At 54.1% G+C, this 24,377-nt stretch carries 20 protein-coding genes and 1 pseudogene; 9 read left to right on the forward strand and 12 right to left on the reverse strand.

Going from position 1 to position 24,377, the window contains the following annotated elements; translation table 11 throughout:
• Positions 1-785 precede the first annotated feature (785 nt).
• Entirely contained in the window at positions 786-1,325 is a 540-nt protein-coding gene (gene psbP, locus OSC10802_RS0115765) for a photosystem II reaction center PsbP (RefSeq protein ID WP_026098526.1), read from the forward strand.
• Positions 1,326-1,384: 59 nt separating this feature from the next.
• On the forward strand, positions 1,385-2,077 hold the full coding sequence (locus OSC10802_RS0115770) for a Maf family protein (protein WP_017717734.1): 693 nt from the start codon (positions 1,385-1,387) through the stop codon (positions 2,075-2,077).
• A gap of 6 nt (positions 2,078-2,083) precedes the next feature.
• On the opposite strand, the gene OSC10802_RS52995 is transcribed toward OSC10802_RS0115770, so the two are convergent.
• Both OSC10802_RS52995 and OSC10802_RS0115790 read right to left on the reverse strand, forming a co-directional pair.
• Complete coding sequence (locus OSC10802_RS52995) at positions 2,084-2,416, reverse strand: hypothetical protein (RefSeq protein ID WP_026098527.1); 333 nt, start codon at positions 2,414-2,416, stop codon at positions 2,084-2,086.
• 1,351 nt (positions 2,417-3,767) lie between these two features.
• Complete coding sequence (locus OSC10802_RS0115790; RefSeq protein ID WP_017717738.1) at positions 3,768-4,436, reverse strand: DNA methyltransferase family protein; 669 nt, start codon at positions 4,434-4,436, stop codon at positions 3,768-3,770.
• 923 nt (positions 4,437-5,359) lie between these two features.
• Here OSC10802_RS0115790 and OSC10802_RS56520 point away from each other — a divergent pair.
• Positions 5,360-5,581 carry a transposase gene (locus OSC10802_RS56520; RefSeq protein ID WP_198525131.1) on the forward strand — a complete coding sequence of 74 codons (222 nt, stop codon included), beginning with the start codon at positions 5,360-5,362 and terminating at the stop codon, positions 5,579-5,581.
• Positions 5,582-5,723: 142 nt separating this feature from the next.
• On the opposite strand, the gene OSC10802_RS55675 is transcribed toward OSC10802_RS56520, so the two are convergent.
• The 8 genes from OSC10802_RS55675 to OSC10802_RS0115825 form a co-directional block, all read right to left on the reverse strand.
• Positions 5,724-5,858: a hypothetical protein gene (locus OSC10802_RS55675; RefSeq protein WP_255349145.1), complete on the reverse strand. Its 135-nt coding sequence runs from the start codon at positions 5,856-5,858 to the stop codon at positions 5,724-5,726.
• Between the two features lie 51 nt (positions 5,859-5,909).
• Positions 5,910-6,056: a hypothetical protein gene (locus OSC10802_RS53000; RefSeq protein ID WP_198525132.1), complete on the reverse strand. Its 147-nt coding sequence runs from the start codon at positions 6,054-6,056 to the stop codon at positions 5,910-5,912.
• Positions 6,053-6,562 carry a MogA/MoaB family molybdenum cofactor biosynthesis protein gene (locus OSC10802_RS0115800; protein WP_017717740.1) on the reverse strand — a complete coding sequence of 170 codons (510 nt, stop codon included), beginning with the start codon at positions 6,560-6,562 and terminating at the stop codon, positions 6,053-6,055. The genes OSC10802_RS53000 and OSC10802_RS0115800 overlap by 4 nt, the downstream gene beginning before the upstream one ends.
• 391 nt (positions 6,563-6,953) lie before the next feature.
• Positions 6,954-7,289, reverse strand: coding sequence for a photosystem II reaction center protein Psb28 (gene psb28 / locus OSC10802_RS0115805; RefSeq protein WP_017717741.1), 336 nt, complete (start codon positions 7,287-7,289; stop codon positions 6,954-6,956).
• 719 nt (positions 7,290-8,008) lie between these two features.
• Complete coding sequence (locus tag OSC10802_RS0115810) at positions 8,009-9,601, reverse strand: DUF1565 domain-containing protein (protein ID WP_017717742.1); 1,593 nt, start codon at positions 9,599-9,601, stop codon at positions 8,009-8,011.
• 217 nt (positions 9,602-9,818) lie between these two features.
• On the reverse strand, positions 9,819-9,992 hold the full coding sequence (locus OSC10802_RS50015) for a hypothetical protein (protein ID WP_155967883.1): 174 nt from the start codon (positions 9,990-9,992) through the stop codon (positions 9,819-9,821).
• A 239-nt stretch (positions 9,993-10,231) separates the two neighbouring features.
• Positions 10,232-10,927, reverse strand: coding sequence for a hypothetical protein (locus OSC10802_RS40355; RefSeq protein ID WP_017717744.1), 696 nt, complete (start codon positions 10,925-10,927; stop codon positions 10,232-10,234).
• Between the two features lie 167 nt (positions 10,928-11,094).
• Entirely contained in the window at positions 11,095-11,343 is a 249-nt protein-coding gene (locus OSC10802_RS0115825; RefSeq protein WP_017717745.1) for a DNA-directed RNA polymerase subunit omega, read from the reverse strand.
• A 238-nt stretch (positions 11,344-11,581) separates the two neighbouring features.
• On the opposite strand from OSC10802_RS0115825, the gene OSC10802_RS0115830 reads away from it, so the two are divergent.
• From OSC10802_RS0115830 to OSC10802_RS53005, 5 genes and pseudogenes are all read left to right on the forward strand, one after another.
• A complete protein-coding gene (locus OSC10802_RS0115830) occupies positions 11,582-12,301 on the forward strand; it encodes a GDSL-type esterase/lipase family protein (RefSeq protein ID WP_017717746.1) in 720 nt (239 codons plus the stop codon).
• An 86-nt stretch (positions 12,302-12,387) separates the two neighbouring features.
• Positions 12,388-13,326 (forward strand): annotated as a pseudogene (locus OSC10802_RS40360) (ABC transporter ATP-binding protein); the annotation flags it as partial.
• Between the two features lie 531 nt (positions 13,327-13,857).
• Complete coding sequence (locus OSC10802_RS0115840; protein WP_017717748.1) at positions 13,858-14,670, forward strand: ABC transporter permease; 813 nt, start codon at positions 13,858-13,860, stop codon at positions 14,668-14,670.
• Between the two features lie 350 nt (positions 14,671-15,020).
• A complete protein-coding gene (locus OSC10802_RS0115845; RefSeq protein ID WP_017717749.1) occupies positions 15,021-16,733 on the forward strand; it encodes a GldG family protein in 1,713 nt (570 codons plus the stop codon).
• 534 nt (positions 16,734-17,267) lie between these two features.
• Positions 17,268-18,176 carry a DUF4340 domain-containing protein gene (locus OSC10802_RS53005; RefSeq protein ID WP_017717751.1) on the forward strand — a complete coding sequence of 303 codons (909 nt, stop codon included), beginning with the start codon at positions 17,268-17,270 and terminating at the stop codon, positions 18,174-18,176.
• A 7-nt stretch (positions 18,177-18,183) separates the two neighbouring features.
• Here the strand turns inward: OSC10802_RS53005 and OSC10802_RS54535 are convergent, their stop codons facing one another.
• Positions 18,184-18,351 (reverse strand): hypothetical protein, encoded by a 168-nt coding sequence (locus OSC10802_RS54535; RefSeq protein ID WP_155967886.1) that lies wholly within the window; start codon positions 18,349-18,351, stop codon positions 18,184-18,186.
• 1,810 nt (positions 18,352-20,161) lie between these two features.
• On the opposite strand from OSC10802_RS54535, the gene OSC10802_RS54540 reads away from it, so the two are divergent.
• Positions 20,162-23,605: a putative bifunctional diguanylate cyclase/phosphodiesterase gene (locus OSC10802_RS54540; protein ID WP_017717752.1), complete on the forward strand. Its 3,444-nt coding sequence runs from the start codon at positions 20,162-20,164 to the stop codon at positions 23,603-23,605.
• Between the two features lie 214 nt (positions 23,606-23,819).
• On the opposite strand, the gene OSC10802_RS0115860 is transcribed toward OSC10802_RS54540, so the two are convergent.
• The gene (locus OSC10802_RS0115860) at positions 23,820-24,104 is read right to left on the reverse strand and encodes a hypothetical protein (protein WP_155967892.1); all 285 of its coding nucleotides are present in this window, start codon (positions 24,102-24,104) and stop codon (positions 23,820-23,822) included.
• Between the last annotated feature and the right edge of the window lie 273 nt (positions 24,105-24,377).

Genomic DNA, 24,377 nt, shown 5'->3' on the forward strand with positions numbered 1-24,377 from the left:
GGGGGGGCGGGACGCCTGCCCTACGTCTATATAGCAGTAAGCATTTAGGAAACGTACATTTCGGCCTCCCTTGCTCCCCCGCTCCCGAAGCTTCTATTGTTCTAACCTATATGACTGCTGCTATATTGTCAAAGAAACCGGGTTTCTGGGCCGTAGTTGATCCCGCTTTAGCCCCACGAAGCGCTTACTTTAAGAAACTTTACGTTTCTTTAAGTTTTCTTCATATTTCGTTTCCTTCTTCAAGCTTCTGTTACGCTTGTGAGAACTTCTGCAAGAAAAAGGAACAATAACAGATGAAAGTCTTAAAAACTTCTAATCCTGTGGTGCAGTCACTCTCAATGGGATCTCTCTTGGCTCTCGTGAGCGCTGCGACCATCGCTCTTGTGGCTATGCTAGGAGTCTAGTGTCCTGTTCATCAATCGCGTCTCCAGACCAAACCGTCCCACGGGCAGGCCCCGTGCCTGCCCGACCGCCGGCGCTATTGCGCGTGCAGTTTCATCCTTTTGATCTGGGGCACCGCAAAATTTAACGCGGGCCGGTGTTTCAGATCCCACAGAAAGTTTTATATATTATTTCATATCCGGTTAATCACTTTAATTATCCTTCCGGCTTGCGCCCGAAAATTGCAAGTTGTTAATATAGAATAAGCTACAGCCCCTGGCCACACCGGCGGGAGTTTTGCAGTGGGGGCAGCAGATGAGACAATGACGCAGTAGGGAGAGACTGGGACAGCCCAGACCAAAGCTCTCGCCAAGGAAAGGCACTGCAAAAAGGGAACAGCTCAGATGCTCAAAAGAATTGCGACAATACTTCTAGTGGTGGTAACGCTGGCGGTTGCCGGCTGCGTTTCGCCCACCGCCGGCCTCAACAGCTACATCGACAGCACAGATGGCTATCAGTTCCTCTATCCCAACGGCTGGCAGCAGGTGAAAGTGAGCAATGGCCCAGATGTGGTCTTCCACGATTTGATTCAGGAAACCGAGAACGTCAGCGTCGTCATCAGTCCCGTGCCGGACAGCAAAATCCTGGCTGAGCTGGGAACCCCTAGCGAGGTGGGCTACAAGCTGTCCAAGAGCGCGATCGCACCTCCGGGATCGGGACGCGAAGCGGAATTAGTCAGCGCCGAGGAGCGCTCGCTGGGCGACAAGACTTATTACAAGCTGGAATATGCGGTAAAACTGCCCAATCAGAAACGGCACAATCTGGCCAGCGTCGCCGTCAGCCGGGGCAAACTCTACACCTTCAACATCTCCAGCACCGAAGAGCGCTGGCCAAAAATGGAGCGGATGTTTGAGAAAGTCATTAATTCCTTCTCAGTCTATTAATAGTAGGGTGCGTTCCAAAGGAACGCAGCCCACTGAAAACTGTCCCCATGCCCACGCCTATGGAACCGCCAAAGTTTTTACTCGCCTCCGCCTCACCGGCACGCCGAAAATTGCTGCAGAGTGCCGGCATCGAGCCGGTTGTTTGGGCCAGCCACATTGATGAGTCGGAAGTCAGGAGTGCCAACCCCGCAGAATTGGTGCAAACCCTAGCCCAGCTGAAAGCGCAGAACATCGCCAGCCGGTTGAAGAGTGGGGAGAAGCCGCCCGCCGGCCCAACGCCAGTGCCGGTGGCAGGGGCACCCGACTCTACATCGTGGCTAATTGCCGGGTGCGATTCCGTTTTGCTGGTCAGCGGCGAAATCCACGGCAAACCGGCGGACGCGGCGGAGGCGATTGCCCGCTGGAAGCGAATGCGCGGGACAGTCGGGGAACTTTACACCGGCCACGCCTTAATCGAACCAGACCGGGATAAAACCATAGTGCGGTGCCAGATGACGCGGGTTTACTTTGCCTCCCTCAGCGATATAGAAATTGAAGCTTACGTCGCCACCGGCGAGCCCCTCGTGTGCGCCGGTTGCTTTGCCCTAGAAGGGCGAGGGGGGCTATTCGTGGAAAAACTCGAAGGCTGCCACAGCAACGTCATTGGCCTCAGCTTGCCCCTGCTGCGGCGGATGCTGGGGGAACTCGGCTACAGCGTCACAGACTTTTGGCGGTCGGATGCAGACCCCCTGGCAGCCAGCCGGTCAAGCTAACCCCGGCTAGCGGACATGGCCAAGTGCGGCAAGGAAAGCGACAAGCAGGATAATGTTGAGCGCGATGCTGCAGGGCAGCCACAAATCGTGCGGGGATTTTCTGGCAGTGTTCTTAACAGCCTCCCTGGTCGCTACGGCCAAAGAAGACAGCTGTAGCTGCAGGCTGTCGAGTTGCGCCTTGACCTTGGCGTAGCGGCGGTCTGCGTTCTGCTGCTGCTGGTGCAGCTGCGCTTCCAACCTGTTGAGCCTCACCCACACATCGGCTTTGGTTCCTTCCGAAGTCGGTTCTCCTGAGTGGCTCACCTGGCTGCTGTTCAGTGTCAGTTTGCTGTTATTCATCATCCGTCTCCAACTCCATGCGTGCTTTCCTTGCCGTTTCCCCGATACAGGTGCGTTTGGCACCTTCAGGCCGTTGCGTAGCGCTGCTATTGAGGCTGCTATTTTCGCAGCCTTTGAGCGCGGCTTGGTTTCCCACAGCCGGCTGCAGGAGAGAGAGCCAGGAAGCCGGTTTCTGGCGTGCGAGCTTCGGGTGGGAGTGAGGCTTTGCTTTCTAATTTTTGCTGAAAAACAGTCCAGCATGTTGCCATTTTGCCAGGAATCTGTGGGGCATATTCAGTCGGTTTGCATCGCTTTTATAAGTCAAATGACACCACTAAAGGCAACATTATAGCAGCCGTCATATTGGTTAGAACAATAGAAGCTTCGGGAGCGGGGGAGCAAGAGAGGCCGGAATGTAGGTTTCCTAAATGCTTACTGCTCTATAGACGTATGTACGGCGTCCGCCGAGCCTGAAGGTCTAATGTTCTAACCTAAGTGCATACTGCTATAGTTTTGTAAAAAATAAAACTTCTATAGCGATTTTCCCCAACAAATCCCCTGGCAAGATATAGCAGTAGTCATCTTGGTTAGGACAATAGGAGCTTCGGGAGCAAGGGAGCCGGGGAGGAAGAGAGGCCGGAATGTAGGTTTCCTAAATGCTTACTGCTATATAGACGTAGGGCAGGCATCCCGCCCCCCCTGAAGGTCTAATGTCCTAATCTAAGTGGCTACTGCTATAAATAGTCTTGTTCCGCACGGCGAAACTCCCTTCATGGCAGGGGCTTTAATCCACAATCTAACATCTAAAATCCCAAATTGGTATTATAGCAGCAGTCATATTGGTTAGAACAATAGAAGCTTCGGGAGCGGGGGAGCAAGGGAGGCCGGAATGTAGGTTTCCTAAATGCTTACTGCTATATAGACGTATGTACGGCGTCCGCCGAGCCTGAAGGTCTAATGTTCTAACCTAAGTGCATAGTGCTATAGCGGCAGCTGGCCTTAATAAGGCATTTGGTAAAAGTGCCGCAACTTGCTTTGAAATCCGAAAAAAAGCCTCTGCCTTTGCAGGCAGAGGGTATCAATCAGGGTGCATCTGTTCCGAGTATTCGCGTTTTGAGGTTCGACCTCCGGAAAGTTCGCGGCAAAATTCCACCGCACCACCAGACGAAAGCTGATTTTTTTCAGGGCTTGAGCACAGCCTGCTGAGAAACGGCCACCATTCCCTGACCATTCCCCATCTCCGTTAATATCAAGAGTGTTTTGTTTGGGAGGCAAATAACCTACAATTATTGTAGAGTGACGCTTTGCTCTCCCACTTCCCGGTCCCCGCCCGACTGCTATGCAAAAACGAAGCAATCGGAAATGTTCTAACTCACCGGCGAGGTTTGCTCACCATCACCAAGCTAGTGGGCACATAAGTCGGGCGCTCGCCGTGGAAAAAGGCTGTGCTCGGAAGCTTTTCAACTTGAGCGCCAACTTTCAGCAGCCAGGTGCGGAAGGAATCGCACTTGTGGTCATCCCGGAAAAACCGGCAGTGGCACAAAACGGACACTAGCCGCCCGTTCGGGCGCAAGCACTCGTAGGCGTGGCGGATGTGAACGCTGTCTAAGCCGCCAGAAAACGGGGGATTCATCACAATGCGGTCGTAGCGAGTTTCGTGTTGCAGGAAGTCGTTCCCGACGATCTTGTAGCCTTTGAGTGCGAGAATTTCCCGCAGGGGGGGTTGGGACTCGATCACCTCCAGGTCGATGCCGCCGGTTTCACTGAGGGCGTCGGCGATGTTCCCTTTGCCGGCAGAGGGTTCCAGGACTTTCTGCCCGCTGCGAACCCCAGCCAGTTCAATTATTCGCTGGATGACCGGCTGCGGGGTGGGGTAATAGTCGGGGAGCTTCAGTATGGCGATTTCCTCTTCTAAGGCGCGGATATCCGCTTCTACATCCGGCGAAGGAGGTTGCCTGCTTGAACTGTCGGTGTTGGAGCGGTACTGTGTGCTCCAAGATGGGTTGGAGCGAATGTTTCTCGGTTTTGACCGGCTCTGCATAAGAAAAAAACTTTTACTCTGTGATATTCTCATTCTCTCAGGTCGCGCCGGCTGCCACGGGGAAGCGATCGCATCTTTTTAATATCTGGCATGACAGCGGTCAAAAACCGGAGGGCACGGGGGCCTGCCCCTACGGCTATAAAGCTATAGCGGGTTGCGCCTGCGTGAGGTACAATTTTTAAAACGCGCTTTGACGCTTATGAAACCTTACTCGCTTAATTTACGGCCAAAAATAGTATCAATATATACAACTCGGGAAGGCTAAATTTGGCCAGTAGCTCAACGCTTTAAAAGTGGCCAAGAGTTGTGTACAAAAACTCGTGAAAGTCTACTAACAGCAGCAAATGCGAGAACCACGACCATCAGGAGGTGGGAGACCTTCCAAATTGGCCAACCACCTAGAACTGGTTAAAGAACTGATAGACCATAAAAATGATAGCTTATGAAAAGAGTTATGTGCGAAAATCAAAGTTATAACCGGAATGACTGTAAGAAGTAATAGCTTGTTTACTTCCTAAAACAGCACAACATAGCACATAAAAAAAGCTCGCACCAAATTTAAAAATTAGCGAATGCAGCATTTAATATTTATATATTGGCAAATTATCACTGACTGCCCGGTAGAAACCTGAGTTTTTTTTGATGAGAGCGGTCTGCTCCCAGCGATGACAAAAGTGTATGCTTGGTCGATGAAAGGTCAAGTAACCATTGGCATAACGCCTTTAAAAAGAGGAGAAAATCTCACTTTAATAGGAGCCCTCGCAAAAAAAAGGAGTCTTAGGAAATTTTACAGTTAATGGGGGCACAACAGGAAATGTCTTTAAAGTATATGTTAAGAAAGTTTTAGTCCCTTCTTTGTGGCCCGGTGGGAGTGTGGTCATGGAGAATCTGCCCCCACATTAAGTAGAAGGAGTATCGGACATGTGTCGGCTGCTGGGGCCAAGGTAATTTATTTATCTCCGTATTCTCCAGACTTTAATCCAATTGAAAACCTAGGGTCAAAATTAAAAGAATATCTTCGCTCAGTTGGAGTTCGGACTCGTGAAGCCTTGGAAGTGGCTATTAAGAAAGGATTAGACATGATTACTTTAAAAGACCTTGAAAGCGGGTTTACCCATTGTTCCTACTGTACCTCACCCGACTGAAAACCGCTATATAAAGCTAGAATTTCTCTTCTCCCATCCAAATAAAGCCGGTTTCTGGTATTCCTTGACCTGCTGCTAGTGCGCAGCCTTCGTCCCTGGCCTGCTCCTTGCGGTGTATGTCTCTGGGGGGTTGCGAAAGTTTTTATTTTGTGGTAATGGCACCGGCTGCCACTAGGGGTGAAGTGAGTGCCGGTGAATTCTCTGCAACAGTTGGTAAACTGGAGCGAGCCGGCGACAGGTGAGACTCTATGGAAATTGCCACACCGGCAGGTTTCACAACCGGGTATTTGCCGCCGCTCGTCCCACACTTCCCCGAAGCCGGGAGCGGTCAGGAAGAGACAGTCGGTTTGTGCCGGTTAAAAGTCGCCAGATTGCCTGAGAGCGGACTCTTGCAGACGTGCCGGTGTGGGGATTGCTTCTCCCGCGCCGGCAGTGGGGTGTGGGGTTTTCCAGGCCACCATATCCCTAACTTCAAGATTTTTTCCGCATCTGCCCAACTAAGTGAACAATTTCTGGTAAAATAAGCTTCTCAACCGCCAATTTAACCGCCCCCGTCGAACCGGGAATCGAAAACACTAACTTATCGCCATAAACACCGGCAATCGCTCTCGAAGACATCGCCCGCGTTCCGATTTCCTGATAGCTCAGCCAGCGAAACAGCTCGCCAAATCCGGGCAGCGTCTTGGACAGCAACCCCGCAATCGCTTCATAAGTGGTATCTCGCGGCGAAATGCCGGTGCCGCCATTAAAAATCAAAACATCCAAATCACCCCGCTCGCCCAGTTCGCCCAGCAGCGTTTGGATTGCCGCCGGCTCGTCCTTAAGAATGGTGTGCGCTCCCACACCGTGACCCGCCTCAAGGAGTAACTCCTGAATCAGCCGGCCACTTTTGTCTGTTTCAAGGGAGCGCGTATCACTAACAGTAATGACAGCGCAATTCACTGTCATTTTCTCTGGATCGGGGTGAGGGAGTTGCACCATTGTCTTAACAGCAGCTATTCTAACCTTAGAGGTGGGTTATATATCGTTTATTACTGGGATGAAGTAGGCTCCAGAAACCCGGTTTCTTTAAGAAACCGGGTTTCTCAGCACCTCACTAATATGAGAGAGGCTATAAAAAAAGTGAGGGCTGCCAGAAATCGGGTTTCTTGCAGAGAAACCCGGTTTCTCAGCTCCCACAGCTATTCTAACTTTACGGTATTGTGAATTTGAATTGAATGAGTGGGGGGGTATACCAAGAACTTTACATCCCCCTTGTCCCCCCTCTGCGCGGTTCGGAGAGGGGGCTGGGGTGTGAGGTTTTCAACTCAAGTGCAGGAATATACGCCCCCTGAACTGCCCGCCCTAGCTGGCCATTAATTTCGCCAAGCCATCAAGCCTTCTTGAAGTCCAAGCCATTTTGTTCAGCGTAGCGCTCCATGAAACGCATAAACCTGTCCCACTGATCGGGGGATTTGATCGAGTAAATCGCTTCTATTGCCGACGGCTTGCCATTAATAAATTTGGCGTTAACCTCCCGCGTGGAGAGTTCCCCTTCCTCATCAATCATGTACATGCCCGTGATGTTTTGCGTGCTCTCCTGGCTGAGAGCGTTGGGATTCTCAAAATAAAACGTGGCTCTGCCATTGCTGCCATCGCGAGAGCGAGTGAGGCGCACATCGGGCACCACTTCCTCATTGATCCCTCTGGAAAACTGAATGTTGGCCATAAGTCCGCAATTAAACCTATAGGGTGGGCGAGTGACTCTATTCCTATCATAAAGCCGGAAGGGCACCCGCAACTGGGGTGCCCTCACCGGCACGCGCCTTTGGGGGTATGGGGCATGGGGCAATGGGGGCATGGGCCATTGGGCATGGGCCATTGGGCATGGGACATGGGCCATTGTGAATTTCCCCCGCTCCCCTACCCTGTGAAAATTATTTTTCAAGGAACCGCCAAGACGCGCCTGTTCGCCAAGGAAAGAGAAGAGAGAGGCTTTCACCAATGATTTAAGAATGATTTCCGGCTGATTTATAAAAGAAAGTAAAGTTATCAGCAACCTGCTTCCTTCTGGTGGACGAGCCGGAAAACTCAACTTGAGTACAGAAGAAACCCGGTTTCTGGCAGATCCGGTTTTGAATAATTACTTTATATAACGGTTATCAGTTGGATGAACTATGGGTCAGAAACCCGGTTTCTTTAAGAAACCGGGCTTTCAGTACCTCACTAATATGAGGGACGCTAGAAACCCGATTTTAGAACTGCTATAGCAGTATGCACTTAGGTTAAAACATTAGACCTTAAGGGCAGCCAGACGCTGGCCTACGTCTATATCCCAGTAGTAATATGGGTTAGGACAATAGGAGCCGGAGTGCGGGGGTGCAAAAGAGGCCGAAATGTACGAACCTCAGTGCCTACTGCTATATACTGTTCCTACCGGCTCGGATACTAACTGTCAAAAACCGGCAAAGTAGTATTGGGGTTGAGGATATAAGGAGAGTAAATCACCGGCGCTTTGCCTGTGGCAACCAGCGCCTGGTAGATAATCGCCGCTACCTCAGCGCGGGTGATATCTCGCATGGGGTTGAGCTTATCCACCACGGGATAGTTAACAGCGAGGCGCTTTTCAGTAGCCGTGGCGACTTCATCTGTGGCGTAGCTGGGAATCTCGGCTCGGTCGGTGTATTTTTGCAGCGAATTGGGATTGCCGCCGGTCAGCCCCAAACCACTCACCAAAGATACAATCGCCTGCACGCGGGTTAGGTTATTATTGGGGCGAAAGGTTCCATCTGGATATCCGGAGAGAAAACCCATCCGGCTCGCCTGCTCAATCGCCGATTTCGCCCAAAAATCAGCTGCCACATCTTTGAATTTGACGGCCTCTTTTTTGGGAGGCAGCTGGAAGGTTTTGACAATCAGTGCCGCATACTGGGCGCGGGTGAGGCTGGCTTCTGGCTTGTAGGTGCCGTCGGGAAAGCCCACGATCAGTCCTTTTGTGACCATGCCTTCGATAAAGGCTTGCGCCCAGTGACCGGCTATGTCTTTCAAGCCGGTGGGTGACGGTGCGGGTGCCGGTGCCGGTGCCGGTGCCGGTGACGGTGCGGGTGCCGGTGCGGGAGTAGGTGCGGGTGCCGGTGCGGGAGTAGGTGCGGGTGCCGGTGCGGGTGACGGCACTTCATTGATGACAAAATCCACCGCACCTTTGACTCGCGTTGGATTGAGCTGATTGCCCACAGAAACCAGCAGGTTCGAGGAGGCGTTTTCTAAATCGTACTGGCCATTGTCCCGCAGGATATTGCCGCCGGCGTCTTGGCGAGATCCCAAATCCGGTAGGGCTTTAACTGTGACAGTCAGCCCATTTTGGGTGTTTTTCTCAATCAGATTCCGGCGCAGCACGGGTCGCCCTTCGCCATTGACAACAATGCCGGTGCGATTTTCGGTTATTTGGCTGTCCATAATCAGGGGTGCGGCACGGTCGCTAATGGCAATGCCGTAACCCGTTTTTTTAAAGACGTTGCGCCGCACTTCTCCTTTGGCGTTGCGCACGAAGGTGATGCCGTTGCCGGCGTTTTGGAGAAAGACGCTATCCACAATCGCCGGCTGGGCTGTGCCGGTGGCGTAAATCCCTTCGCGGGCGCTATTGGTGAAGGTGCTGTTGGCTATTGTCGGTGCTGTGGATTCTACCCAAACACCTGTGCCGCGAGAGGCGCGGTTGGTAACGGTAACGCCCCGCAGTTGGGCTTGATTTTCTAGCAGAATTGTGATATTTTGGCTAGCAAAGGTGGGGCTGATATATTCGCCGCTGCCTTCTATTAAGATGTCGCTACCTTTTTTGGTTTCGCTCCCCAGAACGGTAACTCCAGCGGGAACAGTGAGGGGAAAGACTTCCCCACCGGCAGCGCTGTAAGTGCCCGCAGCTAGCTGAATTGTGGTGCCGGCTGTGGCTTGTTTGAGGGCTTTGGTGAGAGTTTTGAAAGGCGCAGACTGGGTGCCGGCTGCGGAGTCGCTTCCGCCGGCTGGGCTGACATACAGGGTGGGCATAATTTGGCGCTCGTTTCTAATCGGCAGAATCTCTCCCGTTGAGGCGACAAATCTAGGGAGGTGATGTTAGAGGCGCTGCACCAGATCGTGGGGAAATCTGTTGGCTCGGCATTGGGGTGGGGCATTGATAGCGGTTCTCCGTTGGATGAACTGCGTCTCAGAAACCCGGTTTCTTAAAGAAACCGGGTTTCTCAGTCCCTCACTAATATGAGAACCGCTATAGGTTGGGGATCGCCCATAAGGGATGCTCCTCCGATGCCGGTGTCTCCTCAACTGTCTTTCGATTTCTGGCCTTTTCTCTGCCGGTCAGGGAAAATTGCTGCTGGGCGCTGGGCGCTCGCACCCTCGCACCCTCGCACCCTCGCACCCTCGCACCCTCGCACCCTCGCACTGGACAGTCCTCCGCCAGCCGTCTGTGCCCCCGCCGGCTATGAAAAAATCATCCAAACGGAAAATATAATATGGGGGGCAAAAGATACGGGTTTTAGAGCCCCTTATTAAGGATACTGCTGGCAAATCCGTAAGGTCAATAGCCGATAATTAATTCTTCTGCCCCTCTTTCTCTTCCTTCTTGGCGCTCTTGGCGTCTTGGCGGTTCAATACTAAACCCACATCAATTCGCCCGCAGTCTCATCTGGTTTTTAGGTGTTTGAGCAGCTGAGCGTCTCCCGGTTGCGGTTGCGGCAGCCTCGGTGCGCTTGAGGGCTGGCTTGCCGGTGGGGGAGCGGGTGCCGGTTCGTTGCTCCGTGCGGAACTGGGATTGAAGAGCCTGGCGAGAGCACTGACGAGGGCATCCCGCTGGGCTCGATTCAGCCGGCTGATGGCCGCTTTGTCGCTTTCCATTGGGTTTTCTTGCAAAACTTCTCGCCCCGGATACAGCGCCTTGTCCATCAGTTCATTGGCGTCGAGATAGTCAGCCAGGGTGAGTTTCCAGTCCAGCCGGTAGGAAGCAGGACGCCCTTTGACGTAGATGTGATAGCGGATCAAGCGACTGGCTAGGGTATTTTCCGGATCGACTTTTCCTGTCTCCCGGAGCGCATAGCTGTTTTCTCGCGGCAAATCGGGGAGGACTTGGTAAAGTTGCGCCGCTGCTTCGGCCACCTTGACTCGCTGGGCAAAAGCCGGCTGCGCTCCCAGGTGGGACTCGATGGCTGGAATCCGCACCCCGAAGTTTCCTGTTTCTTTAACCCCTGGTGCGAAAACCGCAAGACACATGCCGGCCAGGGCGATGGCGGCAAACAGGACTTTTCGCCGCACCTCGGGAGTTCCCAGCAGCAGCCCGGTTCTGATTCCCTTGTGAAACCGCTGTCGCCATCGGTTGTTCATGACTTTCTTTATCACTTCACCGCTTTTATGTCAACACCACCCAGCTAGAATTTCTGGTCGAGAGCCGCAGGAACACCCTACGGCTCCGGGGAGGGTGGGGAAAGGGGCACAGGTGTGGGGGGAGTTCCGCGCTGCGGAACTCCACCCTAGATCCTAGCTTCTAACCTCTAGCCCCTGCTCTTTAACTCGTCATCGCCGATAATTTGCGGCTGGATCAGCTCATCCGACATTTCAATAATGGCCCGCAGCACCGGCTTCATCGTCGGGTCGTCGGGACTGTCAAAGTCTTCGTACCGGCGGCGCTTGGCGCGATTGGCCACCTGCACGGTAATCCGGTAGCGATTGGAAGCGGTACCGATCAATTCTTCAGCCCGCCGCATCAGATGGGTAGTATCTAGGTTAAAACGCTTGTGCATAACTATTTTTGCTTATGTGTGCCCCTTTTAGTTTATCAAGTGTGTCGAGCCCGATTTTAGACCGGCCCGCGACTCTCCTGTTGGCAATCTGTAATTTGGGGCGCAGAGGAGTCCGGAAGGGGAAGTTCCGGCAAATTGTGTAGATTTTTATAGTTGAATAAAGATTTGAAAAGGATACAATGGTGCGTTGCAGCCCGATTCAGAAAGTTAAAGGTGTTGAAATTCTTCTGGTGCGCTCATGCAGACACTTGCGAGTCCAGTTTACAAACCGTTACAGAAAGCCTGTTACCGTCCCCTGAAGATTGTGGCCCTGGGGGACAGTATAGTTTACGGATACGGAGATCCGGAAGGAGGGGGCTGGGTAGAGCGGCTGCGGCGCAGCTGGATGTTGCCCGACAGCGCCGGTCACATAGTTTACAATCTGGGAGTGCGCGGCGATCGCGTCCGTCAAGTCGCAGACCGGCTGGAAATCGAGTTCCGGCACAGGGGGGAGCTGCGCAACCGGTTCCCGGATGCCATAATTCTGTCCGTGGGGGTGAATGATTCGGCCAGGATTGGCCGGCATCCCGGACGAAACTATACGGATTTTGAAACCTTCCAAGCCGATCTAGCTGGGTTGCTAGACCTGTCGCAGGGGCTGTGTCCGGTGCTGTTTGTGGGGATGGTGCCGGTGGATGAAGCCCGGATGCCCTTTTTAGACTGTTTTTACTACAGTCACGCCGAGCAGTATCGCTACAAAGAAGCCACGAGAGTGGCCTGCAGCGAGCGGCAGATTCCCTATCTGGATATCTTTGAGCTGTGGCTGGCTCACAGTGCCGAATGGCGGCGAGCGCGACTGTGCGCTGACGGGCTGCACCCCAACGTGGCGGGATATCAAACTATACTTCAAGATGTGCTCAGCTGGGAGCCGCTTGCTCAAATGGCAGCAGGCAAGCCAGAATTAGCTATTAGCTATTAGCTATTAACCCCAGCATTCCTGTGCGCTTTTCTGCGCGCGCGTGCTGAGCGAGCGGTAGCGCGAACAACCCCGATGGGTGAGACTGGATGATAGAAGTTGAGCATTTAAGCAAAAGCTACGGCTCGACACCGGCAATAATCGATGTCACCTTTGCCGTAGAGCCTGGAGAAATTCTGGGCTTCCTCGGTCCCAACGGGGCGGGGAAAACCACAACGATGCGGATTTTGGCGGGGTATTTGCCCGCGACGAGCGGCACCGCCCGGGTGGCCGGCTTCGATGTCCACGAAAATTCAATGGCGGTGCGGCAGCGGATAGGCTACCTGCCCGAAACGCCACCACTCTATCCGGAAATGACGGTAGAGGGATTCCTGCACTTCGTGGCTAGGCTGAAGCGGGTGCCTGCAGGCGATCGTCCCGATCGCGTGGAGTACGCCCTCAAGCGCTGCAACCTGCTAGAAAAGCGGCAAGTCTTGATTCGCAAGCTTTCTAAAGGGTTCCGGCAGCGAGTCGGCATCGCCCAGGCGATTGTCCACGACCCGCCGGCGATCATTCTCGACGAGCCCACCACCGGCCTCGATCCGCGCCAAATTATCGACGCCCGCAATTTGATCAAGAGCTTGGCCGGGGATCACACCATTATCCTGTCCACCCATATTTTGCCGGAAGTCAGCATGACCTGCAGCCGGGTGGTAATTATCAATCAGGGCCGCGTGGTGGCCACCGATACGCCGGCAAACCTGATGGCTCAGCTGGCGAGCGGTTCGCGCTACGAGCTGGAGGTGGATGGGGACGCTGCTGTTGCCCTGCAGCTGCTGGAAAAAGTGCCCGGAGTGATATCGGTTGAGCTGATGCCGGCAGACAACCTGCCGGAAAATCGCCACCTGCTGCGGCTGACCGCCGGGCCAACAGCAGCACCGGCACCGGAGATTGTCGCGGCTTTAGTGTCAGCGGGGCTCGGCTTGTACCAAATGAGGCCGGTGCAAGCTAGCCTCGAAGATGTATTTTTAGAAGTGACTACGGAGGAAAAGACACTCGCACTCGAAAAGGCGAGTGGCTTTCAGCTGGAAACAGCACCGGCACCGGAAATTGCCAGTGGCGAACAGCAGGAAAAGACGCCGGCACCCGAACTTGCCAGTGGCGAAGACCAGGAAAAGACACCGGCACCCGAAATTGTCAGTGGCGAAGCATCTCAAAAGACACCGGCACCCGAGTCTGTGAGTGGGGATATCTCTGAAAAAACACCGTCACCCGAGTCTGTGAGTGGCTTTCAGGAAGAAGAGATAAAAGAGGTAGGGACTAGCAGCGCCGCGACCCCAGAGGAAAATCCGTTTCAAATCGATGAAGAACCTTTAGAGAGCGCGCCCACCTGGGTGGGAGTAAACGACCTAATGCCAGTGTGTGAAGATGTGGATGTGGAGTCAGACCTGTGGGCGAGCGATGATGTGAAGGATGAAAGTCAGAAAAAATCTCACAATAATTAATAGATGTAGCGAGGTGGGGATGCGGGGTGAATTAATTTTGCCCGAGCCCATTTATCAACCACTCGGAGGGCTTCTATGAAAGTGATCGTGGGAAATATTATGGCCATCTATCGCAAAGAGTTGCAGGGGTATTTTGTCTCCCCTCTGGCGTATGCGATAGCCGGCGTGTTTTGGCTGCTAGCCGGCTTCTTTTTTGTGGCCCTCCTGCTGGGGCCTGAAGGCGCGATCGCCCAAGCGGCTTTCAGAGACGAGCAGATAAAACAGATGGGGATATCTGTCCCGCCGGTGGATGTGCCCTACCAATTCGTGCAGCTGTTCTTGCAGTTGATGGGTTCGCTTTCCCTGTTCGTGCTGCCGGTGCTGTCGATGGGGCTGTATGCTGAGGAGCGCAAGCGCGGCACACTAGAGCTGCTGGCGACCTCACCGATTACCAACTGGGCAGTTGCCACCGGCAAACTGTTGGGCGTGCTGACTTTTTTTACCACGATAGTGGTGCCCCTGCTCGCCTGCGAGCTGATTGCCCTCAGCGCTTCCACACCCCCGATGCCCCCAGCCGTACCGCTGTTGGCGCATCTGGGATTGGTCCTGCTGGCAGCCAGTATTCTATCTTTAGGGATGTTTATCTCCTCTCTGACAGACAGCACCATTCTGGCGGCGGTTCTCACCTTCGCCCTAGTTTTGTTCCTGTGGGTAATCGATTTGCTGGCCAACAGTATAAGTGGGCCAGTTGGGGAAGCCTTGGCGCATTTATCGCTGCTCAAGCACTACAGCAACTTGGTTCAAGGGGTGATAGATAGCAGCAGTTTGATTGTGTTTGCGAGTTATATTGCTCTGGGAGTCTTTCTAACGGCTCAATCTGTTGAAACGTTGCGCTACCAGCAGTCTTAGGAAAGAAAAAGCAAAAAGGAAGAAGCTCAAAAAAGCCTCTGCCATTTTGAAGTTTGATTTTGCCCCAGAAAAGAAGGCTGAACAGAAAATAAAGGGAGCATAAAAACGCATTGCCCCTCACACAGCCCGGTAAGGAAAGGGGGAGCAATATCTCCCGATAGATTGCCCTCCTGACCTTGCAGACCCTCAAGCGCGCCCATATCGGGATGCGTGACTGAGGGGTGGGGAGGAAGGTGGTTGGGTCGCTAAACCGAATTTGATATAAGTGATTTATATTAGAGCTAAAAGCTAAAAGCTAAGAAGTCAAAACAAAAACATAGCATCTAAAGGCTAAAATTGTACCAGCTAAAATGAAGACAGTCAAGATCGAAGACAAGCAGCCGAGACAGGCTTGGAAATATGCGTTTTGGCTAAGTCCGTGCTTAATAGTGATGGGCTTAACAGCAGGGGTGATCTCGGGCACCTGGGTGCCGGTGCCGGCAGGGCTGCTGCTGGCGGGGACGGCGATCCTGGGGCTGTGGGTGCTGGTGGAAGGCAGTGCCATACAGGGGTTTTTGAACCGGCGCTCAACACAAGCCAACACTAATGCCCTAGCCGCCATCCTGTCAGTGCTGGTGATTCTGGGCCTGATTAATTTTATGGCCACTCGCTATCCGCTGCGAGTGGACTTAACGGAAAACCAGCAGTTTACTTTGGCCCGCCAAACACAGCAGCTGGTGCGCAATTTAAAGGAGCCGCTAAAGGTTAGGGTGTTCGACCGCGCAGAGAATCCCTCAGATCGGGCATTGCTGGAAAATTACCGCCGGCAGGGGGGGTTCAAGTTCAGCTTTGAGTATATCGATCCCCAAGAAGAGCCGGCGCTGGCGCGAAATTTTGGCGTCAGCCGTTTTGGGGAAGTGCATCTGGAATCTGGAAAGCGGCGGAAGTTTCTCCTGAGCGTAGACGAGCGCAGTCGCCTGACCGAACTGAAACTGACCAATGGCATTGCGCAACTGCTCAGCGATCGTCAAGCCAAAGTTTACTTCCTGCAAGGTCACGGAGAGCGATCCCTGAAAGCCGGGAAAGGCGGACTCTCCTCCGCTGTCGCCGCCTTGGAGAACAAAAACTTTATCAGTGAGCCGCTGAATCTGGCCGAGCGCTCGGAAGTGCCGGCGGATGCCGCTGTCGTGGTGATTGCGGGGCCCAAACGGGCCCTGTTTGAGGGCGAGGTAAAAGCCTTGAGGGACTATCTCAACCGGGGTGGCAGCCTGCTGGTGATGCTGGACCCCACTTCTGACGCCAAATTGGACAGCCTGCTGGCAGAATGGGGGGTGAAGCTGGACAATCGCTTGGCGATCGACGCTTCCGGTCAGGGACAGTTAGTGGGTCTCGGGCCGGCTATACCCCTGATCGCGAATTATGGGGATCACCCGATCGCCGCAGATTTTCAGGGAGGCTACTCGTTCTATCCCGGAGCGCGACCGCTTGAAACTAAGCCGGTGCCGGGAATTCAGGAAACGCCCCTGCTGATTACCAATGAGCGGAGTTGGGGAGAGAGCAACCCCCAGAAGCAGCCACTAAAGTTCAACCCGGAAACCGACCGCAAAGGTCCGCTGCTGTTGGGCGTGGCCCTGAATCGCACGGCGGCTAAATCCGCCGCAGAGCAGGCTAAGGACACTCCGCTGCCCATTCCCGCACCGCCGCCCATTCCCGCACCGCCGCCAGAAGACGGTGAGAAGCCCAAGGCGGAAGCCTCTCCGTCGCCGGCGGCCACTCCGCCGGCTTCCCCGGGCCAAAAGCCGGCTCAGACTGGCCAAGAAGCGCGCATGGTCGTGCTGGGCAATTCTGAGTTTGCCACGGATGGCATATTTGAGCAGCAGTTAAATGGGGATGTTTTCCTCAATTCCGTCAGCTGGCTGAGCAAGCTGGACGGGCTGACCCTTTCCATCCGCCCCAAACAACCCACTGACCGGCGCATCAACATAACACCAGAGCAACGGTTGCTGTTGAGTTTGATGGCTGTGGGGGTTTTGCCCGCCATCGGGCTGGGGTCCGCAGGGGTTCTCTGGTGGAGCCGGCGCTAAGATCGGGGCTCCGGGAGCCGGCGCTCCGGAAGTGAGTCCACTCTACTTCCCACCCCGCGCTCCCATCGCCCCACCACCGGCACCACGCGGGACAGCGGTCAGCCTGCCAGCTTTCAGGTTAAGTTTAGTTATGTCCATCGGGAGCATCCCGATTGTGCAAAGAAGCCCATATTAATGCGACAATGATTTCAGCAGGGGGTGGGAGGAGACGATGTTTGGCCTGCGAATCTTTGGAAACGGGATTGAAACCAGATATTGAGCCCCCCGCCCCCCCCTAACAAAGGGGGGACGCCAGGGAAAGACGCTCACCCCGGGTAGGGGCCAGCCCTCGCGCCTCCCAAAGGGGAGAAGGACGCGCAAGGCTTACAACGCTTGCGAACGGCACTCCGAGCGCATTAAAACTGCTATATCTTCCGGCAGCAAAGCATATCTATCAACCCGCCCCTACACTTCATAACAAAACTCTCTGTCCAGCGCGCTCCTAGTCGCTCTGCAGGACTAAAAACTTATTCCTCAATAATCTCATCTCTCACCATGAAGTTGCAGCGGTCTACTCTAATTTTGATGCTTTTGGCGTCGCTCGCTGGTGGGTTTGTTTACGTTTATGAAATTCAGGGCGCTCCTGAGCGGGAAGCTGCCAAGGCAAAACAGCAGCAAATCTTTTCCTTTAAGGAGCAGGACGTGCAATCTCTGACGGTGAAAACCCCGAACGAAATGCTGGCGTTTGAAAGGGGCACTCAGGAGAAGCAGCAAACGCCGGGGGAGCCCCGCTGGCTGGTAAAAGTTCTCAATTCGGCACCGGCAGGGCAGCCGGCAGCCTGCAAAGCACCAGCTTCCGGGCAGACTGCAGCAACCTGCCAAGCACCGCCACCCCCGCCACCGCCGCCCCCCTCCGCCTCAGCGAAACCGCCAGAAAAACCGGCAGCTTCCCCAAAACCGGCAGCCACTGCTTCCCCCTCCGGTTCCGCGAAACCGGCTGAAAAACAAGCCAAGGGTTCCGAGACTCCAGGAGTTCCGGCTTCTGAGGCACCGGTGGCATTTTTGCTGAATCTGCTCGCCACCGGCAAAAGCGACCGCACCCTGGTGATGACTGACCCCGCCAACCAGCGCAAAGAATACGGTTTGGATGAGCCGGTGGCGACGCTAGAAGTGAAGCTGAACAATCAGCAAAGCCATCGCTTGCTTTTGGGCAAGCCTGATTTTAACGGCACTTTTCTGTACGCTCAAGCTGACCCGCCGGCAGACCCATCTGAGGCTCTTGAGGTGCTTTTGGTGTCTCCGGACTTTCAAAATGCTGTCAGTCGCCCCCTGTCTGAATGGAAAAGCTCCGAGAAGAATCCTACTAAGCCGTCTGAGAGCAGTTCTAAGGACAAGGACTCTAAGACGCCTCCTAAGGGAACTGGGGGGAGTTCTGACAAACCCGCGCCTAAAGCGCCTAAGTAGCAACTGCCTAGCCTGAGGGAAGGAAAACCGGCTTTCCGATTTTTAGAAAGCCGGCATCCTCAAGACTGCAAATACAGTGCCAGTCCTGCCGGTGTCGGGGACAGGCAGCGGAAATTGTCCCTTTTAGCAGAACAAAAGTTTTCCCCCTCACAGAGCCTACTATAGCAGTAGCCACTTAGGTTCGTACATTTCGGCCTCTTTTGCACCTCCGCACTCCGGCTCCTATTGTCCTAACCCATATTACTACTGGGATATAGACGTAGGTACGGCGTCCGCCGGGCCTGAAGGTCTAATGTTTTAACCTAAGTGCATACTGCTATAAAACAGTAAAATTGGTAACATAGTTCGGAAGCGAGCGGGTGATTTTTAGTTGAGATGAGAGTTGCAATGAGAGTTGCGATAAGAGTTGCGATGAGAAGACCGGCATCTTGCCTGTCCTCGCCCCACGAGAAAGTTTTTCTGCCTTGGTGAGAGGCTCCCGAAACGCAACGAGCGCGCCGGAGGGGAAAATTCCGCCGGCGCTCCGATATGAAACAATTAATTTGCAATAATAATTTATATTATAGCAGCAGTCATATTGGTTATGACACTGATGGCCCAATATGACTGCTGCTATATATAGACGTAGGTACGGCGTCCGCCTGCCCTGAAGGTCTAATGTTCTAACCTAAGTGCATACTGCTATATCCCTCTTTTATCAAACAAGGGTGAAAGCCTGATCTGTCGTTGCATGAAATGGCGCAAATTCGTCAAATTGCCTCAAAATGACAGAAGAGGGATATCAGAGCTTAGGGGCGGGTTTATCGGTGTTGTAGCTGTGTGGCACAGGTTGTGGGTGAACCCGCCCCTACATCATGTTAAACCCCTTGTCTTAACCTAAGTGCCTACTGCTATATCTCGCTAGCATAACTTCCTGGAAAAGCAATCAGGAGGCTCTGCCCCATTCAACAGAAAAGCAGATTAAAAGCCTAATATAGCAGCAGTCATATTGGTTAGAACAATAGAAGCTTCGGGAGCGGGGGAGTAAGGGAGGCCGGAATGTAGGTTTCCTAAATGCTTACTGCTATATAGACGTAGGGCAGGCGTCCCGCCCCCCCTGAAGGTCTAATGTTCTAACCTAAGTGCATACTGCGATAGCTTATCGCGACCGTCCCCGTTCTGGCGTCCGTGTCGTGCCGGCTTTCCGGGATGGTGGGCGAAGCGCTGCCAATCCAAACGCCACCGCATGCTTTTCCTTTCGTTTGCCCGCGCGCCCGCGCACTGCGCCACCGGCCTTGTCGGTCCGGCACCCCTCCAAAGGGCTCGGGGCTCTCCCACCGCCGGCTCACATTACGTCCGGCTAATTCATTGCAATTGGGATTCACAGAGATGGCGGGAGACGGAAAGAAAAGGAAAAAAAAAATTATAGCACTAGCCACTTAGGTTAGGACGTAGGACAGGCGTTCCCTCCGATAGCGAAGCGGGATGCGACAGCCTCCTTCCCAGAAACCTTGAGGGCACGGAGGGAACGCCTGCCCTATGCCTGTACTTCGTATCGAGCGTGTCCTAAACTGACTGTCTATTGGTATAAAAGTAACTAACCGGAATTGCTGCCAGAGCGTCAGTGAGGTATAGCAGTAGCCAGTTAGGTTAGGACATTAGATCGAGAGGGCGCGGAAGGAACGCCTGTCCTACGCCTTTTATCCCTAGGCCACGGATGTCCTAATCAATATGACTGCTGCGATAAAATCTCAGCGCGCGCTTTAATTCTTATCCGGGCTGCCAAAACTGAAGCCCTCTGTGCGGGCGGCTTTGACCGAGCCTTTGGATTTAACCCACAGGAGTTACCCAATCTAAAATTTAAAATCTAAAATCGCCACGCCTGCCTAAGCCCTTGGGAGGTGCGGAGATCGGGTGAGATTGCTCTTGTACTTGCGCCGGCAACGCGGTTATCTTGCAGGAAGAGGTTCCATATTCACTCGGGTGCCGAGACGCAGGAATGAGGGATGGCTGGCAAGAATGTTGCGGGACGGTTACAAAAATTGATTGTTGCCTATTCAGCACTGGGGATTTTGGCCACCGGCACCCTCGTTGCTGTGGTGAGCGCGGTGCCGGTGTATCACCATCTCAGACAAAACGAGGAGAGAAATCTGCTGTTAGCCGTCAGAACTAAAACCCTGGCGGTTGAGGAATACCTGAGGCGAACCAAAGACATCGCCCAGCAGATCGCCAGCCGCACCGAACTCCGCAACCACCTGGAGGCGTACAGCCAAAAGAAGCTCAGCCTCAAGCAATTGGTGTATTTTAGCTTGCCCAAACTCAGAGACGCCCTCAACCAGTCTCAGGAATTGGCAGGGATTACCCGCCTCGATGTCTCTGGGAAACTGGCGGTGAGCGTGGGGCTGCCGGTGCCTCCCGAATTTTGGCCCGTCCCAGATGCCGGCTCCCACGAGGCGAAGGTTTATGGCCCAGTCACTCTGCAAGGTGCCCCCTATTTAGTCGTGGGTGTTCCGATTCTCTTTCAATCCCGTCTCTCGGACTCACCGTTTCAATCCCGTTTCCGAGATTCATCGGCGGGCAAATCAGGGCGAGTGGGGACGGATATCGTTCTGTTCAAGCTTGACCGCTTGCAGCAGATTCTAGCAGATGACTCCGGTCTGGGTCAAATCGGCGAAACAGTTCTCGGAACGGTGCGCCCAGAAGGAGTGCAGCTGTTTTTCCCCTTGAGAGAAAACAAGGGGGGCTCTGCAGCGGTGGGGCAGGTGGCGGGCAGATGGTGGGGGATAAATGGGAAATCCAGTCGGCCTCCAATTTCCGCAGATGGGGCACAGAGTCCGGCAAATCCTGAGGGCGCAATTCCAGCAGCAGCAGCACAGGGCGCTCGACTCCCGATTCCCAATCCCCAACTCCCGATCCCCAATTCCCAATCCCTGATTCCCAAAACCTCTCTCCTGGGAATAGCCCTGCAAAAGGCTGTCGCTCAAAACACCGGCATGCTTTCGCCATCGGGTGCGGGCGGTGGCGCTGAGATTGTGGCCTACAGCCCGATTTCAGACAGCGAATGGGGGCTGGCTGTTACAGTCGCTGGCTCCGAGCTCTATGGGCCGCTCTACCGCCTGATTGCTGCCACCGGCACGCTCGTTGCTGTTTTGGTGTTGCTGGGCACCGGCGGCACCGCACTCCTGCTGCGTTCGCTTGCCGGTAAAGCGATCTTTCACGCTGCCGAACTCGAGCAGATGGTGCAGCAAAAAACGGCATCTTTGGAAACCGAACAGCAGTACCGGATATCGGCACAGGAGGCGCTCCGGGAGTGGGAGGAGCGCTATGCGATTGCCGCTGCCGGTGCCAACGACGGGCTGTGGGACTGGAATCTGGAAACCAGCGAGGTTTATTTTTCCCCGCGCTGGAAAGCCACGCTCGGTTACGGCGAAGACGAAATCGGCACTCACTCGTCGGAGTGGTTTGACCGCGTGCATCCCGACGACGTGGAGCGGCTGAAGGCGGAGATCACCGTTCATTTCGCAGGGCTGACCTCCCATTTGCGAAACGAACACCGCATCTGGCACAAAGACGGCACCTACCGCTGGGTGCTCTGTCGGGGAGTGGCAATTCGCAACACCGGCAACAGAGCCTATCGCATGGCCGGTTCGATGACTGACATCACCGCACACAAGGCGGCTGAGGAAGAGAATATCCGTCTCGCCGCTTTCCCCAGAAACGATCCCAATCCGGTTCTGGCATCCGACCGGCAGGGCAACCTGATTTACATCAACCCAGCGGCACAGCGGGTGCTGGCACAGCTGGGCGTGGAGCCGGCAGGGGGTTTTTTGCCGGCAAACCACCCCAAACTCGTGCGCGGGTGTCTGGAAACCGGATACGGCGAGCGCCAGATCGAGGCGACGGTTGGCAGTCGGGTCTTTTCTTGGACGTATCACCCGATCCCCGCACTGGATGTGGTGCATATGTACGCTACTGATATCACGGAGCGCCTGTGGGCGGAAGAGCAGTTGCTTCACGCCGCCTGGCATGACGGGCTCACCGGCACCCCCAACCGCAACAAATTTATCCACCAGCTCTCCCAGACCGTGGAGCAGGCCAAACAGCGGCAGGACGATCTGTTTGCCGTGCTGTTTTTGGATCTGGATCGGTTTAAAGTCGTCAATGACAGCCTCGGGCACAGCAAGGGCGATCAATTTCTGATTGCCGTGGCGCGGCGACTGGAAGCGTGCTTGCGCCCCGGGGATCTCGTCGCCAGACTTGGGGGAGATGAATTTACGATCCTGCTGTCAGAGATTAGCGACGTTAGCGACGCCACCGGCTTTGCTGAGCGCATCCAGCTGGAACTGATGCAGCCGGTCAATCTCAGCGGGCACGAAGTGTTCACCACCGCCAGCATTGGCATCGCCATCGGCGCGTACCGCCCAGCGCCCTCGCAAAGCGAGCCGGTGGGCCGCCCTTATGAGCAGCCGGAAGACATCCTCCGCGACGCTGACCTGGCCATGTATCGCGCCAAGGCCCTGGGAAAAGCCCGTCATGTGGTCTTCGACGCAGCCATGCACGAGAGCGCCGTAGCGCTGCTGCAGTTGGAAAATGACCTGCGGCGAGCGATTCAAGAAAATAGTGAGGGCTCAAATTTGAGCTTAGAAATAACTGGCGGAGGCGCAGCCACCGGGCGGGCGTTTTCAGGCGAGAGCCCGTCGGAGCGACTGAAGGCACAGCTGTTGCTTCACTACCAGCCGGTTGTGGCGCTGGATACGGGGCGAATTGCGGGATTTGAGGCTTTGGTGCGCTGGCGGCACCCAGAACGCGGTCTGATCTCACCGGCAGAGTTTATTCCAGTGGCAGAAGAAACTGGAATGATTGTGCCTCTGGGCGCTTGGGTGTTGCTGGAGGCGTGCCAGCAGTTGCGCCGGTGGCAGGAGAAATTTCCCGACCGGCACGAATTGACGATGAGCGTCAATCTTTCTGGCAAACAGCTCTCCCAACCGGATCTGCTCCCCCAAATTGACATAATTTTGCAGAAAACCGGCATTTCTCCCGCTTATTTGAAGCTGGAGATTACGGAGAGCGTGCTGATGGAAAATGCCGCCGCTGCTGCTGAAGTGCTGGAGAAGCTGCGAGACCGGAATATTAATTTGTGCGTGGATGATTTCGGCACAGGCTATTCGTCTTTGAGCTATTTGCACCGCTTTCCTATCAATACGCTGAAGATTGACAGGTCTTTTGTCATGGAGATGTCTGGGGATGATGAAAACTCAGAAATTGTGCGAGCAATTGTGACGCTGGCTCACAACCTGGGCATGTATGTGGTGGCGGAAGGTGTGGAAACAGAAAAGCAGCTGGTGCAGCTCTGGGCGCTGCAATGCGAATACGGGCAGGGCTATTTTTTTTCTAAGCCCCTGCGAGCCGAGGATGCTGAAGCCTTGCTGGCTGACAATCCCCAGTGGTGAGAGCGCAGATATAGCGCTTTTCATCTGAGTGAGGTACTGAGAAACCCGGTTTCTTTAAGAAACCAGGTTTCTGGCATGTACTTCATCCAACTGAAAACCGCTATAAACTGAGTTGCAGCGGAAAAAAGGCAAAAGAAAGATTCCTTTCTTTTTGCCTTTGTATAGGCTAAGTTTTGCACGAATAGGTCGGTTTATATCAATCCCCGTAGCATCGCTATCGCACCGGCATGTAGAGCGCGCCCGCCCTTGCACTGCGAGCGGAGGCGATAGTATTCGCCGGTTGCAAACCCATCACTGGCAGCCAACTTGAGCCGCCAGAGGCATTTGCATTGCGATATTCACCCTGAAATATTGCAGCTTTTCGGCTGTATTCGCCGCCCGTACCCTCTGGCTGGCAATTCGAGCCAAAATCATCAAAAGCTAATTGCTGTGAGAGCCTCGTAACTTTGTAGATGCGTTGAACGATGCTCTGTGAATTGGAAATTATCAGCCCTGCCAACCTGAGTGGATATTCCGCCACAAAGGAGATAGCTGTATCTCTTCAAGAGTGCAATATTTCAGAGTTTTTACTTCCTAATTTTGCATTTCAGCTGTTTTTTCAAGACAAATCCGTAACATTTAGTTTTTGCGACTCCCAGATGGCGGTTGGCCGTCGCCAGACTGGTTTACACTCGCATCTCCCTGCTCGGCATAGAGGAATCTATCCAGTTGAGCTGAGCGCTGATCAGCTTTGTGGAAATGGGCTACTAAACCAATCACTAATAGGCTAGAC

The sequence above is a fragment of the Kamptonema formosum PCC 10802 genome (assembly GCF_000332335.1).
Lineage (GTDB): Bacteria > Cyanobacteriota > Cyanobacteriia > Cyanobacteriales > Oscillatoriaceae > Oscillatoria.

What these genes read in the sequence shown, in the direction of transcription:
- psbP (WP_026098526.1), top strand. Translation starts at nt 786, where the DNA reads ATGCTCAAAAGAATTGCGACAATACTTCTAGTGGTGGTAACGCTGGCG.
- OSC10802_RS0115770 (WP_017717734.1), top strand. Translation starts at nt 1,385, where the DNA reads ATGGAACCGCCAAAGTTTTTACTCGCCTCCGCCTCACCGGCACGCCGA.
- OSC10802_RS52995 (WP_026098527.1), bottom strand. Translation starts at nt 2,416, where the DNA reads ATGAATAACAGCAAACTGACACTGAACAGCAGCCAGGTGAGCCACTCA.
- OSC10802_RS0115790 (WP_017717738.1), bottom strand. Translation starts at nt 4,436, where the DNA reads ATGCAGAGCCGGTCAAAACCGAGAAACATTCGCTCCAACCCATCTTGG.
- OSC10802_RS0115800 (WP_017717740.1), bottom strand. Translation starts at nt 6,562, where the DNA reads ATGGTGCAACTCCCTCACCCCGATCCAGAGAAAATGACAGTGAATTGC.
- psb28 (WP_017717741.1), bottom strand. Translation starts at nt 7,289, where the DNA reads ATGGCCAACATTCAGTTTTCCAGAGGGATCAATGAGGAAGTGGTGCCC.
- OSC10802_RS0115810 (WP_017717742.1), bottom strand. Translation starts at nt 9,601, where the DNA reads ATGCCCACCCTGTATGTCAGCCCAGCCGGCGGAAGCGACTCCGCAGCC.
- OSC10802_RS40355 (WP_017717744.1), bottom strand. Translation starts at nt 10,927, where the DNA reads ATGAACAACCGATGGCGACAGCGGTTTCACAAGGGAATCAGAACCGGG.
- OSC10802_RS0115825 (WP_017717745.1), bottom strand. Translation starts at nt 11,343, where the DNA reads ATGCACAAGCGTTTTAACCTAGATACTACCCATCTGATGCGGCGGGCT.
- OSC10802_RS0115830 (WP_017717746.1), top strand. Translation starts at nt 11,582, where the DNA reads ATGCAGACACTTGCGAGTCCAGTTTACAAACCGTTACAGAAAGCCTGT.
- OSC10802_RS0115840 (WP_017717748.1), top strand. Translation starts at nt 13,858, where the DNA reads ATGAAAGTGATCGTGGGAAATATTATGGCCATCTATCGCAAAGAGTTG.
- OSC10802_RS0115845 (WP_017717749.1), top strand. Translation starts at nt 15,021, where the DNA reads ATGAAGACAGTCAAGATCGAAGACAAGCAGCCGAGACAGGCTTGGAAA.
- OSC10802_RS53005 (WP_017717751.1), top strand. Translation starts at nt 17,268, where the DNA reads ATGAAGTTGCAGCGGTCTACTCTAATTTTGATGCTTTTGGCGTCGCTC.
- OSC10802_RS54540 (WP_017717752.1), top strand. Translation starts at nt 20,162, where the DNA reads ATGGCTGGCAAGAATGTTGCGGGACGGTTACAAAAATTGATTGTTGCC.